This window comes from Enterobacter cloacae complex sp. 402C9 (assembly GCF_050030745.1).
Classification (GTDB): Bacteria; Pseudomonadota; Gammaproteobacteria; order Enterobacterales; family Enterobacteriaceae; genus Enterobacter; species Enterobacter intestinihominis.
In genome coordinates this window covers 1,586,832-1,603,065 of record NZ_JBLGUW010000001.1, presented here as the reverse complement: position 1 = coordinate 1,603,065, position 16,234 = coordinate 1,586,832, and the positions used below count along the sequence as shown (strand labels likewise).

The window sequence follows — 16,234 nt, the reverse complement described above, 5'->3', positions numbered from 1 at the left end:
ATTATGTTTTGTGTGCAATGTGAACAAACCATCCGTACCCCGGCAGGCAACGGCTGCTCTTACGCGCAGGGTATGTGCGGCAAAACCGCAGAAACGTCCGATCTCCAGGACCTGCTGATTGCGGCGCTGCAAGGCTTATCCGCCTGGGCCTTCAAGGCCCGTGAATATGGCCTTGTCGATCACTATGTCGACAGCTTTGCCCCGCGCGCATTTTTCTCCACGCTGACTAACGTTAACTTCGATTCGCCACGCATTGTGGGCTATGCCCGCGAAGCGATTGCCCTGCGTGATGCCCTAAAAGCGCAATGCCTGAATGCCGACGCCAGCGCCCGCGTGGACAACCCGATGGCGGAACTACAGCTGGTGAGCGACGACCTGGGCGAGCTACAGCGTCAGGCCGCCGAATTTACTCCCAATAAAGACAAAGCGGCGATTGGCGAGAACATCCTCGGCCTGCGCCTGCTGTGCCTGTACGGTCTGAAAGGTGCTGCGGCGTATATGGAGCACGCGCACGTACTCGGCCAGTACGACAACGACATTTATGCCCAGTACCACAAAATCATGGCATGGCTGGGCACCTGGCCTTCCGACATGAACGCCCTGCTGGAATGCTCGATGGAAATCGGCCAGATGAACTTCAAAGTGATGAGCATTCTGGATGCCGGTGAAACCAGCACCTACGGCCACCCAACGCCGACGCAGGTCAACGTCAAAGCGACCGAAGGTAAATGCATCCTGATCTCCGGCCATGACCTGAAAGATCTCTACAACCTGCTGAAGCAGACCGAAGGCACCGGCGTTAACGTTTATACCCACGGCGAAATGTTGCCCGCGCACGGCTACCCGGAACTGCGTAAATTTAAGCATCTGATCGGTAACTACGGCAGCGGCTGGCAGAACCAGCAGGTGGAGTTCGCCCGCTTCCCTGGCCCAATCGTCATGACCTCTAACTGCATCATCGACCCTACCGTGGGCGCGTATGACGACCGTATCTGGACCCGCAGCATCGTCGGCTGGCCGGGCGTGAGTCACCTTGAAGGCGATGATTTCGGTCCGGTTATCGCGCAGGCGCAGCAGATGGCAGGCTTCCCGTACAGCGAAATTCCGCACCTCATCACCGTCGGTTTTGGCCGTGAGACCCTGCTGGGTGCGGCGGATTCCCTGATTGACCTCGTCAGCCGTGAAAAACTGCGTCACATCTTCCTGATCGGCGGCTGTGACGGCGCGCGCGGGGAACGTAACTATTTCACCGATTTCGCCACCCGCGTTCCGGAAGACTGTCTGATCCTGACACTGGCCTGCGGTAAATACCGTTTCAACAAGCTGGACTTCGGCAACATCGAAGGTTTGCCACGCCTGGTGGATGCTGGTCAGTGTAACGATGCATATTCAGCCATCATTCTGGCGGTCACGCTCGCAGAGAAACTGGGCTGCGGCGTGAACGATCTGCCGCTGTCGCTGGTGCTCTCCTGGTTCGAGCAGAAAGCGATCGTTATTCTGTTGACCCTGCTCTCTCTCGGCGTGACCAACATCGTCACCGGGCCGACCGCGCCAGGCTTCCTGACGCCGGACCTGCTGGCCATCCTGAACGAGAAATTTGGTCTGCGTTCCGTGACCAACGTTGAAGATGATATGAAGCAACTGCTGAGCGCGTAAGGAGTAACTCATGACCATGCCAACCTCACAATGTCCGTGGCGGATGCAGGTTCATCACATCCAACAGGAGACGCCGGATGTGTGGACACTGTCGCTGCTGTGCCATGACTACTACCCGTACCGCGCAGGTCAGTATGCGCTGGTGAGTGTGCGTAATTCGGCGGATACCCTGCGCGCCTACACGATCTCCTCCACGCCGGGCGTGAGCGAATACATAACGCTCACCGTCCGTCGTATTGATGACGGCGCAGGCTCCCGGTGGCTGACCCGTGACGTGAAGCGCGGGGATTACATCTGGCTGTCTGACGCGCAGGGCGAGTTCACCTGTGACGACAAGAAGGAAGACAAATTCCTGCTTCTGGCGGCAGGCTGTGGCGTAACGCCGATTATGTCGATGCGCCGCTGGCTGGCGAAATACCGTCCTCAGGCCGACGTGCAGGTGATCTTTAGCGTGCGTTCCCCGGAAGATGTGATTTTTGCCGAGGAATGGCGAAATTATCCGGTGACCCTGGTGGCTGAGCACAACGCGACGCACGGTTTTGTCGCGGGGCGTCTGAGCCGCGAAATGTTGCAAAGCGTGCCGGACATTGCGGATCGTACCGTGATGACCTGCGGCCCGGCGCCGTACATGGAGATCGTGGAGAAAGAAGTGAAAGCGCTCGGCGTGACCCGCTTCTTTAAAGAGCAGTTCTTCACGCCTGTAGCGGCAGCGGCGACCAGCGGGATGAAGTTCACGAAGCTGCAACCGGCGCAGACCTTCTTTGGTCGCGTGGGCGCCACGCTGCTTGAAGCGCTCGAAAGCAATAACGTGCCGGTAGCGGCAGCCTGTCGCGCGGGTGTGTGCGGCTGCTGTAAGACGAAGGTGGTTTCCGGTGAATACACCGTCACCAGCACCATGACGCTGACCGATGCGGAAATTGCAGAGGGTTACGTGTTGGCGTGTTCATGCCATCCGCAGGGGGACCTGGTGCTGGCATAATCTGGCGCAGTGCCTCCATTTGTTGCCGGGTGGCACTGCGTTTACCCGGCCTACTTTGTACATGTTGGCTCTTCGTAGGCCCGGTAAGCGTTAGCGCCACCGGGCTTTTTGCCGGGTGGCACTGCGTTTACCCGGCTTACGTTGTGCCTACTGCCTGTGCGTATGGAATACCAGGCAGCCAATACAGTGACTTTCTTCTAAGCTTGTAAGCGATATCACATAAAGGAGAAGGACCACCATGAAACAAACCGTGGCTGCATACATAGCGAAAACCCTGGAGCAGGCTGGCGTAAAGCGTATCTGGGGCGTCACCGGCGATTCGCTGAACGGACTCAGCGACAGCCTCAACAAGATGAAGACCATTGAATGGATGCCCACCCGCCATGAAGAGGTCGCCGCCTTTGCCGCGGGTGCCGAAGCGCAGCTCACGGGCGAACTCGCCGTCTGTGCAGGTTCCTGCGGACCGGGAAACCTGCACCTTATCAACGGTCTTTTCGACTGTCACCGCAACCATGTTCCGGTGCTGGCGATTGCCGCACATATTCCGTCATCCGAGATCGGCAGCGGCTATTTTCAGGAAACGCATCCTCAGGAGCTGTTCCGTGAATGCAGCCACTACTGCGAGCTGGTCTCGTCGCCGGAGCAGATCCCACAGGTGCTGGCGATAGCCATGCGTAAGGCGATCCTGAATCGCGGGGTTTCGGTGGTTGTGCTGCCGGGGGACGTGGCGCTGAAGGCCGCACCTGAAACCGCCACCACCCACTGGTACTCTGCGCCACAGCCAACCATTACCCCTGCGGATGAAGAGCTTAAAAAGCTGGCGCAACTGCTGCGATACTCCAGCAATATCGCCCTGATGTGCGGCAGCGGCTGCGCCGGCGCGCATAAAGAGCTGGTGGAATTTGCCGCTAAGCTGAAGGCGCCAGTTGTGCACGCCCTGCGCGGGAAAGAGCACGTTGAATACGATAACCCGTACGATGTGGGCATGACCGGGCTGATCGGTTTTTCCAGCGGCTTCCATACCATGATGAACGCCGATACGCTGATCCTGCTCGGCACCCAGTTCCCGTACCGCGCGTTCTACCCGACGGATGCCAAAATTATCCAGATCGACATTAATCCCGGTAGCATCGGCGCGCACAGCAAGGTGGATATGGCGCTTATCGGCGATATTAAATCCACCCTCGCCGCCCTCCTGCCGCTGCTGGAAGAAAAAACGGACCGCAAATTCCTCGATAAAGCCCTGAGCGACTATCGCGATGCGCGTAAGGGGCTGGACGATCTCGCCAAACCGAGCGAAAAAGCGATCCACCCGCAGTATCTGGCGCAGCAGATCAGCCACTTCGCCGACGACGATGCCATCTTCACCTGCGACGTGGGTACGCCCACCGTCTGGGCCGCGCGCTATCTGAAAATGAACGGCAAACGACGCCTGCTTGGCTCGTTCAACCATGGCTCAATGGCCAACGCCATGCCGCAGGCGCTGGGCGCGAAAGCAACGGCACCGGAACGTCAGGTGGTGGCGATGTGCGGCGACGGCGGGTTCAGTATGCTGATGGGGGATTTCCTGTCGGTGGCGCAGATGAAGCTTCCGCTGAAAATCGTGGTCTTTAACAACAGCGTGCTGGGCTTTGTGGCGATGGAGATGAAGGCCGGAGGCTACCTCACGGACGGCACCGAGCTGCACGACACCAACTTCGCCCGCATCGCCGAAGCCTGCGGTATCACCGGTATTCGGGTGGAGAAAGCCTCAGAGGTGGACGAAGCCCTGCAACGTGCCTTCGCCATCGACGGCCCGGTGCTGGTGGATGTGGTGGTCGCCAAAGAAGAGCTGGCAATCCCGCCTCAAATCAAGCTGGAACAGGCTAAAGGTTTTAGCCTCTACATGCTGCGCGCCATCATCAGCGGGCGCGGTGACGAAGTGATCGAACTGGCAAAAACCAACTGGCTCAGGTAAAACATTTCACAAGACCTCTTAAATGAAAGGGATGTGAAATGATTGATTTACGTAGTGATACCGTTACCCGTCCGGGCCGCGCCATGCTCGAAGAGATGATGGCCGCCCCGGTCGGGGACGACGTCTACGGCGATGACCCGACGGTCAACGAACTCCAGCGCTATGCGGCCGAGCTGAGCGGTAAAGAGGCTGCCCTGTTCCTGCCCACCGGCACGCAGGCTAACCTGGTGGCGCTGCTGAGCCACTGCGAGCGCGGCGAAGAGTATATCGTCGGCCAGGGGGCGCATAACTACCTGTACGAAGCCGGCGGCGCGGCGGTGCTTGGCAGCATCCAGCCGCAGCCGATCGATGCTGCGCCGGACGGTACGCTGCCGCTGGACAAAGTCGCGGCAAAAATCAAAGCCGATGATATTCACTTCGCCCGCACTAAACTGCTGAGCCTCGAAAACACCCATAACGGTAAAGTCCTGCCGCGCGAATACCTGAAAGCGGCATGGGATTTTACCCGCGAGCGCAAGCTCGGCCTGCACGTTGACGGCGCACGTATCTTCAACGCCGTGGTGGAGTACGGCTGCGAGCTGAAAGAGATCACCCAATATTGCGACTCGTTCACCATTTGCCTCTCTAAAGGGCTGGGCACGCCGGTAGGTTCCCTGCTGGTTGGCAGCGCGGACTACATCAGACGCGCCAACCGCTGGCGCAAAATGACCGGCGGCGGGATGCGTCAGGCGGGTATTCTGGCGGCTGCCGGACTGTACGCCCTGAAAAATAACGTGTCACGCCTGAAAGACGATCACGACAATGCGGCGTGGATGGCAGCGCAGCTGCGTGAAATCGGCGCTGATGTCATGCGTCATGACACCAACATGCTGTTTGTCCGCGTCGGCAATGAGCATGCTGCCGCGCTGGGCGAATTTATGAAAGCCCGAGGCGTGCTGATCAACGCCTCCCCGGTCGTGCGACTGGTGATGCATCTTGACGTTAACCGCGAGCAGTTGACCGAGGTGGTGAAACACTGGCAGGCGTTTTTACAGCGTTAAGGAGCATACCGTGCCGCAACGTATTCTGGTGCTCGGCGCCAGCGGGTACATCGGTCAGCACCTGACCACTGCGTTAAGCCAGCAGGGGCACCAGGTGCTGGCAGTGGCACGCAACACGGAACGCCTGCAAAAGCTACATTTGCCTGGCGTGACGTGTCACAACGTTGACCTTAACTGGCCGAAAGCGCTTCCTGCGCTGCTGGAAGGGGTCGATACGCTTTACTACCTTGTTCACAGCATGGGCGAAGGCGGCGATTTTATCGCCCACGAGCGTCAGGTGGCGATGAACGTACGTGATACGCTGCTGCAAACGCCGGTAAAGCAGGTGATCTTTCTAAGCTCGCTTCAGGCGCCTGAGAACGAGCAGTCAGACCATCTGCGCGCCCGGCAACTGACGGCAGAGACATTGCGAAGCGCCCGTATCCCCGTCACCGAACTGCGGGCAGGGATCATCGTCGGCGCGGGTTCCGCCGCGTTCGAAGTGATGCGCGATATGGTCTACAACCTGCCTGTGCTGACACCACCGCGCTGGGTACGCTCGCGCACCACGCCCATTGCGCTGGAGAATTTACTCCACTATCTGGTGGCATTGCTGGATCATCCGGCGGCGGCGCATCGCGTACTGGAGGCGGCTGGCCCGGAAGTGTTGAGCTATCAGGCGCAGTTCGAACATTTTATGCGGGTGAGTGGCCGCCGCCGCTGGCTGGTGCCCGTCCCTTTTCCGACCCGCTGGATTTCGGTGTGGTTTTTGAATGTGATCACCTCCGTGCCGCCGACGACTGCCAAAGCGCTTATACAGGGACTGAAACACGATCTGCTGGCGGACGATCGTGAACTGCGTGCCTTGATCCCTCAGGAATTGATCCCCTTCGACGATGCCGTACGCAATACGCTGAAAGAAGAAGAGAAGCTGGTGAACTCCAGTGACTGGGGCTACGATGCGCAGGCGTTTGCCCGCTGGCGGCCCGAGTACGGCTATTACCCAAAACAGGCGGGCTGTACGGTAAAAACCACTGCCAGCCTCTCAGCGCTGTGGGACGTTGTGAACCAGATCGGCGGCAAAGAGCGCTATTTCTTCGGCAATATCCTCTGGCAAACGCGCGGCGCGCTGGATCTGCTGGTGGGTCACCGGCTGGCAAAAGGCCGTCCTGCCGCCCCGTATCTGAACGTGGGCGATACGGTCGACAGCTGGAAGGTGATCATCGTTGAGCCGGAAAAACAGCTGGCGCTGCTGTTTGGCATGAAGGCACCGGGGCTGGGGCGGCTCTGCTTCACCCTTAAAGACAAAGGCGATCACCGCGAGCTGGACGTTCGGGCGTGGTGGCACCCGCACGGAATGCCCGGCCTGTTTTACTGGCTGCTGATGATCCCGGCACACCTGTTTATCTTCCGCGGAATGGCGAAACGGATTGCGCAACTGGCAGAAGAAAAGCGGGAAAGTAACTAAATAAAACTCTTAATCTTTCACCTTTCCCATTGCAACACATCGTAATTCACGAAAGAATGCGCACGAAATTCTTTTCAACACAGTGGATTGTTATGAAGGTACTGGTTACCGGGGCGACCAGCGGCTTAGGCCGAAATGCGGTCGAATTTCTGCGCAACAAAGGCATCAGCGTGAGGGCCACCGGTCGCAACGAGGCGATGGGCAAGCTCTTGCAAAAAATGGGCGCTGAGTTTGTCCATGCCGACCTGACGGAGCTGGTCTCCTCTCAGGCCAAGGTGATGCTCGCCGGTATCGATACGCTGTGGCACTGCTCCAGTTTTACCTCCCCGTGGGGTACCCAGGAAGCCTTCGATCTCGCCAACGTGCGCGCCACGCGCCGTCTGGGCGAATGGGCCGTCGCCTGGGGCGTGCGTAACTTTATTCATATCTCTTCCCCGTCGCTCTATTTTGATTATCACCATCATCGTGATATTCAGGAAGATTTCCGCCCTGCGCGCTTTGCCTGTGAATTTGCCCGCAGTAAAGCGGCTGGCGAAGAGGTGATCGACCTGCTGGCCCAGTCAAATCCGCACACCCGCTTTACCGTGCTGCGACCACAGAGCCTGTTTGGGCCGCACGACAAAGTCTTTATCCCGCGACTGGCCCAGATGATGCACCATTACGGCAGCGTGCTGTTACCACGCGGCGGCGATGCGCTGGTAGACATGACCTATTACGAAAATGCCGTTCACGCCATGTGGCTGGCGAGCCAGCCGGAGTGCGATAAGCTGGTGTCGGGCCGCGCCTATAACATCACCAACGGCGAACCCTGTACCCTGCGCAGCATTGTGCAAAGGCTGATTGATGAGTTAAAAATCGACTGCCGGATCCGTTCCGTTCCCTACCCGATGCTGGACATGATTGCCCGCAGCATGGAGCGCTTTGGCAGTAAATCGGCGAAAGAGCCTGCGCTGACGCATTACGGTGTGTCGAAGCTCAATTTTGATTTTACGCTGGATATTTCTCGGGCGGAGAACGAGCTGGAGTATAAACCGATTATCTCGCTCGATGAAGGGATAGTGCGTACCGCGGCGTGGTTGCGGGATCACGGGAAGTTACACCGGTAAGCGTTCCAGCCTCATGTAGGCCGGGTAAGCGCAGCGCCACCCGGCAAAAAACAGAGAGTGCGGACTGATGCCCTCACCCCGGCTCTCTCCCACAGGTAGAGGGTGCAAACATTAAAACGGCAACCCGAAGGTTGCCGTTTGCTTTTACAGAGCCGTCCAGGCTTCAGCCCATGCCAGGCCTGCACCCGGCTCATAGTACGTCGGCGCACTGTTACACCAGCCGCTGTACGGGAACGGTTTGCACTGGAACAGTTTACCGTGGTTGTTCACGATATCACCGGCGTTGTACTTGCTGTTCGCGCTCCATGCCGGGTAAGACGTATCTTCTCCGGATGGCGTTGCCGCTTTCGCTTTCACGTTCAGCAGGTAAGACGTGGTGCTGCTCAGCTCGCCATCGCTGACGGTCAGGCTCACTTCATACTGCTGCGCCGTTGCAGACTCAGGCGCCTTAAAGGTCACCACCGCTTTATCTTCGCCGGTCACGGTCTGGCCATCCTGAGAACGCCAGGTGTAGGTCAGCTTGTTGCCGTCTGCGTCGGTAGAGCCTTCCGCGCTCAGAGAAACCTGCGCGCCCGCTTCAACGGCACCTATTGGGCCCGCAATCTGCGCAACCGGCGCGTGGTTCACCGCGACAGGTTCAACCGGAGTTTCATCCGGAACTGGCGCTGGCGTTGGGGCCGGCGTAACATCTTCAGAAGGTGTTGGCGTTGGCGTGACCGGGGTTTCGTCCGGCGTCACCGAGGAACCGTCGTCATTCACGATATTCACGTTATAGAACTTCTGCACGCACTTGCTGTAGTCGCCCTCTTTGAACGCGCTGAACGGTGTCTGATAGCCCACCAGCTGGCAAGAGTAAGTCTTGCCGTCCGGGGTATCCGCGCTCCATCCCCAGTCCTGTTCCCAGTAAATCTTCAGGGCGCCTGCGCCACCTTCGTCGAACTGCTTCATGTTGGCGCAACCCAACACTTCGTTCGCCGGAACAGGGACTTTCAGGTAGTTCGCAAATTCTTTGTAATACTTGATACGGTTCTGAGACTGCGCAATTTCAGTCGGGCCGCCGCACTCAACGCCGCCGTTGATGATCTGGGTTGTTACACCGAAGCCCGGGACCAGGCCGTTGGCTTTATCGTGATCGTTCGGCTGCCATGTACCGTCGATCACCTGCAACATGCTTGGTTTTGGCGGCTGTGGATAGGCGAAGAAGAAGATAGCACTGGCCAGGTTCAGCCAGGTGTCCGCCACCAGCTCAGGTTTATCGAGCAGGGTACGCACGTCGCCGTACATCGCTTCAGAGAATGGACCGTAGTTGTAGTTGTAGGACAACTGTTTCGCACCGCGTCCGAAATAGCTCAGGAAATCGCCGTCTTTGTCTTTACCGCAAGGCCAGGTCTGTCCCTGCCAGACGTCCGGGTTACATTCACCGTTATAGCCCCCCTTCTGCCCTTCGCTCCAGCCCATTTCACGCACGTGGACCAGCGCCTGACGCCATTCGGCTTCCGGACGCCAGCTTTCGTGGCCGCCGGTTTCCTGGGCAAAGTGGGCAAACATGGTCGCCAGCTCTTTGCGGCAGATAGCGTCGCTGTCACGACCGTCGTTGTAGGTCTTACACAGCGCCGGGAATTTACCCACGGCTTTCAGGAAGTTGCTGTAGGTATAAGCCTGTGCACGCAGCGGGAAGAGATATTCCCAGTCGCTGGCTTTCACAATCCCTTCAACGCGTTTGACGTTGTCCGGGTTCGCCGCGCGGCCTGGCTCAATCAGTTCGACCTGCGCGTTGTCCAAAGTCTGAATAGTCTCTTTAACGGAGGCCATCAGCGGGAAGTTAGTGAGCTCATGCTCTTTCTTCGCCAGATCGCTGGCTTTCATGGTGTACGGCTCGCCGGTGGTCGCCTGCAAAGAGGCGGCCTGCGCCATAAAAGGTGCAACGCAAGCACCAGCAACAAGTACACTCAGTAACGTCCTTTTGTTCATTTCAGTTTTCCTGTTCGTTTCAAATTAAATGTTAATATCCCGGCTTAGGTATTATTCCGTTAATACATAAACCACATTCAGCTGTTTTCACTTTTCGAAGAACACCTTCAGGAATTCTTCAAAAATAAAAAACGTTAATCACGTGCTGCTAATTTTAATTGCTGATATTTAGCCCAGACCTTATGGGCATATTTCATCCGCTGCGGATAATTCTCTTTCTTCAACCCGGCGTTATAAGCACCTACCGCTTCCCAGTTATAGCCATATACTCTTATCATTCCGGAGAGAATGGAGGCACCCACCATGATGGAGGTACACGGCTCGGTCATTAAGCGATACTCATCGATGCCTCTGCTTTCCAGCGCGGTAAAATGCGAGCTGTTGATTTGCATCAGCCCGACATCCCGCGTGCCATCGCGGTTTTGCCCAACCGCGTACGGATTCATACCGGATTCCACATTCGCTATCGCGTAGAGTAAAAAAGGGTCGACATGATAATAACGCGCCGCTTTATCCCAACAGTTTGCCAGAGCGCCCTGGCTTATTATTAATAACAACAAAATGAGCTTTTTCATTTTTACCTGCTGACTTTATTGGTTATTTCTCCTTAGAAACATCCTGTAAATGAATTTCTAATTACTCCCCCTCAGAAGGGGGGAGTAATTAATGGGTTAGATTATTTGCAATCTGTTGATGCGCCTTCTTTTACCCATACGTCGCTATTTGCTGGGTTATCGCCACGGGTCCACCATTTCGCACGGTAAACGTTACCTTCATAGGTGGTGGTGTCGCCGCCGTTGTAGACCAGGTCAGAACGCCAGTTCATCTTCACGTTGCTTACCAGCTCCCACGCGTCCATACCGAAGCCAGGCTGATTGCCCTGAGTCCAGTATTTCGCTTTCCACACGAGGTGGTCGAAGCTTACGGTATCGCCGTTGTTATAGATTTTGCTCGCGTCCCACGCAGCGTATTTGCTGGCGTTGTCATCGACAGGTGCGTCGCAGCTGCCAGCGGTATCATCAGCTGGCGGGGTTACGTCGTCAGCCGGTGGTGTGACGTCATCGGCAGGAGGCGTTACGTCGTCAACCGGTGGGGTTACGTCATCGGCAGGAGGCGTTACCTCGTCAGCTGGCTTAGGCTCCACCGTCACCTGCACGTCAGACTGCACGCTGGTTTTACCGTCCGTCACAATAACGCTCAGGGTGTAGGAAGAAGTATTGTGCACTTCTGGCGCAGTGATGCGAACGTTGGCCGAATCAGTGCCGGTCGCGTTCATATCAGCCGGTACGCTCCAGCTGTAGGTCAGCGCGTCACCATCAGGATCGGATGCCTGTGCGTGCAGAGAAATTGCTTCACCGGACTGAACGGTAACGGCTTCCATAGCATTGATTACCGGCGCCTGGTTGGCTTTAGGCGCTTTATTCACAACCTGGACGTCAACAGCATTGCTCAGCCCTTTAGCGTCGGTTACGGTCAAACGGAAGACCAGGTTCTGGTCGCTTGTCACAGCCGGAACGCTAAAGCTGGCTTTCGCTTTGGTGCTATTGGCGATGGTCACAGAAGGGCCTGAAACCTGCGTCCATTTATAGGTCAGCGCATCGTCGTCCTGGTCGCTGGAAGCAGAGCCATCCAGGGTCACGGTTGCAGGACCGGTGACATTTTGATCGGCAGCTGAAGCCACTGGCGCATGGTTAGTCTCAACAGGCAGATCCGGGATGGAACTTCCGCCCAGCAGGCTTTCGTTCATGGCGTTCAGGATATCGCCGTTATCAGACTCGATAGACCATGCGAACAGTCCGCCCAGGTTTTTGTTCAGTACGTATTTGCCTTTCGCCATAACGGAACGGGCGTTATCGTACGTCACCAGCTCACCGGTGGACTTGTTGAACACGTACGGCGCTTCAGCCGCTTCGTCATATTTGTATTCCCAGCCCGGTTTGCCCAGCATCTGGTTGACGATTTGACGATAGTCAACGATACCGTTTTCCCATGTCCCTTTAATTGGTCCGGTTGCGGTGCCGGTAAATGGATTATCGCCGGTATAACCATGAACGCCGGTCCAGCCGCGGCCATACATACCTGCGCCTACCACGATCTTGCCTGGCTTAACGCCCTGCTCCAGCATCGCTTTCACCGCGTTATCGGTGGTGTAGTTAGTGTCTGGTTTCCAGGAAGCACCGTACAGGGCGGTCTGGTGGCCCAGATCGGTATTGCTCCAGGCACCGTAGAAGTCGTAGCTCATCAGGAAGATATGGTCGAGGTACTGCTGCGTGGTGTTATAGTCCACGTCTTCGATCTTATCTTTACCGGCACCGATTGCAGTAGTCAGCTCGTAGGTACGACCGGTTTCCGCAGACAGTTCATTCAGCATCTGACGCAGGTCGTGCATCAGCGCGGTGTAGGTGGCTTTATCGGTCTGAGGATTGCCGAGTTTGGCGTTTTCACCGCCGCCGCCCGGGAATTCCCAGTCAATATCCACGCCGTCAAACACTTTCCAGGTGGTCAGGAAGTCTTTTACCGACGCCACGAAACGGTCACGCAGTACTTTGTTATCCATCTGATAGAACGGATCGGACAGGGTCCAGCCACCAATGGATGGCAGAATTTTCAGGTCAGGATGGGCTTTTTTCATCGCCATCAGCTGCCCATAGTTACCTTTGTAGGGATCGTCCCAGTTGCTTACGCCTTTCTGCGGTTTCTGCAATGCAGCCCATGGATCGTGAATGGCCACGGTGTAGTCCTGACGGCCAGCACAGGCGCGTTTCAGGGATTCCAGTGCACCTGAAGATTTGGCGCTGTCGTTAATACCGTCACCGCCGCAAATTGGAATAAAGCCGTACAGCAGGTGGTTAATGTTCGCGACCGGGATCTTATCCGCAGAGAAGTTTCGATCGTAAACGCCTCACTCAGGGAAATAGGCACCGACGACTTTATCGGTATGCTGAGCGAAAGCTTTGTTATTTTCCAGCAGCGGCGTATTCAGCGGCAGCAAATGGCTTCCGTCGGTATCCGCAACGATAATCAGTTTGCTTGCGCTTTTGGTACAGCCGCTGTCGTTACACAGTTCGACCTGTTCCTGATAGCGGCCCCCTTTTTTGACTTTGAAGGTCGCAGAACCCGCCGCGCTGCCCGCGCCGGTCCAGACGGTCTTGCCGTCCAGCAGCACTTTTGCAGACGTTGGGGCGTCACCGCTCCAGACGTTCCATTCCACTTTTACATCAACACCCTCTTTATGCACTTTGATGAGGTTGTTGTAATCCTGTGCCGCCTGATCCACTTCTACCAGCGCAAATTTATCATTGCCCGATGTAATAGAAGGCGTACCCGGCGCAGCTGCAAATGCGGAGCTGGTGGCCGCCGCAATAAAGAGCGCCAGATATTTTGGTTTCATAAATTTCATTTTTATTTCCTGATAAATTTATTTATAACGTAATAACCCATGCCTTCCGTGAGATCATGGATGCGTTTCGCGTAATGCGTATTTAACCAACGTGAGTGCCGTGAACAAAAAATTGTTGCTGCGCTGTATTCCTCCATAAAAAGATACAAGCCAAATCCCGTGTAGCTTATATCTCCTACGATACACCGAGCGTAAAGAGTCGTCCTTCTCTCCCAGCATCAAAAAGATTTATAAAAAACCTTGACCAGTATATTTAAAATGTGAAAGCAAACTGCTGGCTAATAAACACCACGATTCCAGAAAAGGCGAGGTAAGGACCAAAAGAAATAGTGAGATTATTTTTATTTAAATTATTGACGGCGAAATAACCGACAATACCGCTTAACGCTGCCGCCAGTTCAATGGAGGGTAATGCCTGCCAGCCGCACCAGGCGCCCAGCGCCGCCAGTAGCTTAAAATCCCCATAACCCAGCCCTTCTCGTCCGACGATCAGACGAAAAGCCCAGTAGAGCAGCCAGAGCGACAGATAGCCCGCCACCGCGCCAAACAGCGCATCACGTAGCGGCAATGTGTGGTCAATAGCATGGAGCACTAACCCCGCCCACAGCAGCGGCTGGGTCAGGCAGTCCGGCAACAACTGATGCTGCCAGTCGATCATGGCCAGCGGCAGCAAAAAAGCCGCCAGTAACCACAAAGAGAACAGCGCCTGAACGTCCGGCATGCACCAGGCCGTGATGCCAAAAAACAGCGCGGAGAACAGTTCCACCATAAAGAGTCGCAGCGGGATCGCGCTGCCGCACTGGTGGCAGCGCCCCCGTAATAACAGCCAACTGAGCAGCGGGATATTTTCCCATGCAGCAAGCGTGTGCTGACACACCGGGCAGTGCGAGGCAGGAAAGAGCAGATTGCCGCTCCCCTCCTCATCCATCACCATTCCCGGTACGCGCTCGGCAACAACGCCGAGAAAACTGCCCATAATCCCGCCCAGGATAGCACTCATCATCGGGAAACCGAGCGGACAGGCCTCCCGCATCAGCGTGAAGGTATTCATGCGCTTTTTGACCAGGTAAGCTGCACCTGTGCTTTCACATCGCTGAGGTGGTCAACCGTCGTGAGGTTTATTTTTTGCAATGTCACGCCGGAGGTCTGATTAATTTCACGCAGCCAGCTTTTTAATTCATATACATTTACCCGATTCACCACGAACGATAAAGTTTGCCCCTCCTGGCGCACATCCGTCAGTGAAAGATTAATTTCATGAGCGCTGTTCTCGACCACCGTACGCGGATTATTCGATTTAACTAACTGGACCTGAAGATGATTTTTATCAATTTCACTGCGCATCCAGTTAAGCGTCTCTTTTTGTCTTTTAAGCGTCGATTTACTATTTTGAATCATATTATCCAGGGGAATTACTCCTGTGTAATACACCGCAGCCGCCACAATGGCAACGGCACATATTTTTAAAATGATTTTTTCCCGGGCGCTGTAATTCTGATAGCGTGATTTCAGCTGCGCGATTCGCTCTTTCATTTATGTTTCCCTGCGATCATGGCGGTATACGGTTCGGTTGTTGAAACAGGTTGTAAGGTAAAATCAAAATTCTCACTGGTCTGGTTCACAAACGCCTGCAACGCGGGCTGGCTTTGCGCGCTAACGCTCAGCGTCAGGGTGTTTTGCTGCGCATCGTATTCCAGCAGATCGATCTCCATCGCAGGGACTGACTGCCTGGCTTTCTCCAGCTCCTCAAGCTGAAGAAAGAACCCCTTGCTCTGTTTTTTCAGGCTTTGGCCAAAGTGATATTTGATATTGGTCTGCTGGTGCATGCTGGGGAAATGGTGCTGATAAACCTGAACGATCTCCTGCTGAACCCGATTTTCCTGCTGTACCAGCATCCAGGCCATCGCAATGCGCGGCCCCAGCAGCAGACCAACGGACAGCAGGCCCGCCGCTATCATCGCTGCTTTCATGCTTTTTGCGGCCTGGCCATGACCGGCCTTAAGGCTGAATTCACCGTGAAGCAGATTCACACGACAGGTTTTCCACTGCGGCTGGATCAGCACCAGCGGGTGCTGCCAGGCATGCTGTACGTCAACGTGAACGTCCGCAGGCGCGTCGCCGTAGCAACACACTTCCCCGTCTCCGGCTTTCTGCATCAACAGCGGCAGCAGGGTTCCCTCCATTTCACCCGCCACGTGGGGAGATAAACGCAGCCAGTAGCCTTTATCCTGTGCGACCAGCGTGCTGCCCCCTACCGCCACGGGCAGCAGCCAGGCATCAGGCAGGGCCTGAATCACGTTTAATCCGGCCTCGTGACAGCGGGTCAATGCCGCACGCAGGCGGTCGGCGTCAATGGCAACGGCGTCGACGTCAGCGCCTTTTTTGTAGAGCACTGTCCAGTGGAGGTTGTCCACGTCGCCAATCAGCGTCTCTTCCGCCATCCACGAGAAGGCCATCGCCTGAGAAGCCACCTTTTTCGGCAGCGTGAAATGGCGGAAAATCATGTCGCTGGCGGGCAGCAGGAGACAAACGCGTGTAGCCAGCGGGTGTTCGGCCAGCATCTCCAGGCTGTCGAGCACCTCGACGCGCTCGCTGCCGGACTCACAGCACATTATTTTCCCGCCCTCGCGGCTGTCGGGGCGAACAAAAAGTACCTGTTTCATAACGTTCTACTTTTC

The 16,234-nt window shown here is 56.1% G+C and carries 11 protein-coding genes and 1 pseudogene; 6 read left to right on the top strand and 6 right to left on the bottom strand.

Annotation, left to right across the window (positions count from 1 at the left end):
* Nucleotides 1-3 precede the first annotated feature (3 nt).
* The 6 genes from hcp (at nt 4) to ACQG1K_RS07590 (ending at nt 8,185) form a co-directional block, all read left to right on the top strand.
* The gene (gene hcp / locus ACQG1K_RS07615; protein WP_367074698.1) at nt 4-1,656 is read left to right on the top strand and encodes a hydroxylamine reductase; all 1,653 of its coding nucleotides are present in this window, start codon (nt 4-6) and stop codon (nt 1,654-1,656) included.
* A gap of 10 nt (nt 1,657-1,666) precedes the next feature.
* Nucleotides 1,667-2,635, top strand: coding sequence for an NADH oxidoreductase (gene hcr / locus ACQG1K_RS07610; protein WP_161177789.1), 969 nt, complete (start codon nt 1,667-1,669; stop codon nt 2,633-2,635).
* A gap of 238 nt (nt 2,636-2,873) precedes the next feature.
* Entirely contained in the window at nt 2,874-4,592 is a 1,719-nt protein-coding gene (poxB, locus tag ACQG1K_RS07605; protein WP_023305792.1) for a ubiquinone-dependent pyruvate dehydrogenase, read from the top strand.
* Nucleotides 4,593-4,630: 38 nt separating this feature from the next.
* Nucleotides 4,631-5,632 (top strand): low-specificity L-threonine aldolase, encoded by a 1,002-nt coding sequence (ltaE, locus tag ACQG1K_RS07600; RefSeq protein ID WP_032624552.1) that lies wholly within the window; start codon nt 4,631-4,633, stop codon nt 5,630-5,632.
* Nucleotides 5,633-5,642: 10 nt separating this feature from the next.
* Entirely contained in the window at nt 5,643-7,079 is a 1,437-nt protein-coding gene (locus tag ACQG1K_RS07595; RefSeq protein WP_045623357.1) for an SDR family oxidoreductase, read from the top strand.
* 92 nt (nt 7,080-7,171) lie between these two features.
* The gene (locus tag ACQG1K_RS07590; RefSeq protein WP_367074696.1) at nt 7,172-8,185 is read left to right on the top strand and encodes an NAD-dependent epimerase/dehydratase family protein; all 1,014 of its coding nucleotides are present in this window, start codon (nt 7,172-7,174) and stop codon (nt 8,183-8,185) included.
* Between the two features lie 144 nt (nt 8,186-8,329).
* Here ACQG1K_RS07590 and ACQG1K_RS07585 read toward each other — a convergent pair whose 3' ends face one another.
* The 6 genes and pseudogenes from ACQG1K_RS07585 to gspL form a co-directional block, all read right to left on the bottom strand.
* Entirely contained in the window at nt 8,330-10,156 is a 1,827-nt protein-coding gene (locus ACQG1K_RS07585; protein ID WP_022647599.1) for a chitinase, read from the bottom strand.
* A 134-nt stretch (nt 10,157-10,290) separates the two neighbouring features.
* On the bottom strand, nt 10,291-10,731 hold the full coding sequence (iagB, locus tag ACQG1K_RS07580) for a type III secretion system invasion protein IagB (RefSeq protein WP_367074693.1): 441 nt from the start codon (nt 10,729-10,731) through the stop codon (nt 10,291-10,293).
* A 101-nt stretch (nt 10,732-10,832) separates the two neighbouring features.
* Nucleotides 10,833-13,556 (bottom strand): annotated as a pseudogene (locus tag ACQG1K_RS07575) (glycosyl hydrolase family 18 protein).
* 253 nt (nt 13,557-13,809) lie between these two features.
* Nucleotides 13,810-14,607: a prepilin peptidase gene (locus ACQG1K_RS07570; RefSeq protein WP_367074692.1), complete on the bottom strand. Its 798-nt coding sequence runs from the start codon at nt 14,605-14,607 to the stop codon at nt 13,810-13,812.
* A complete protein-coding gene (gene gspM / locus ACQG1K_RS07565; protein WP_048966129.1) occupies nt 14,604-15,089 on the bottom strand; it encodes a type II secretion system protein GspM in 486 nt (161 codons plus the stop codon). The genes ACQG1K_RS07570 and gspM overlap by 4 nt, the downstream gene beginning before the upstream one ends.
* A complete protein-coding gene (gene gspL, locus ACQG1K_RS07560) occupies nt 15,086-16,219 on the bottom strand; it encodes a type II secretion system protein GspL (protein ID WP_367074691.1) in 1,134 nt (377 codons plus the stop codon). The genes gspM and gspL overlap by 4 nt, the downstream gene beginning before the upstream one ends.
* Nucleotides 16,220-16,234 lie beyond the last annotated feature (15 nt).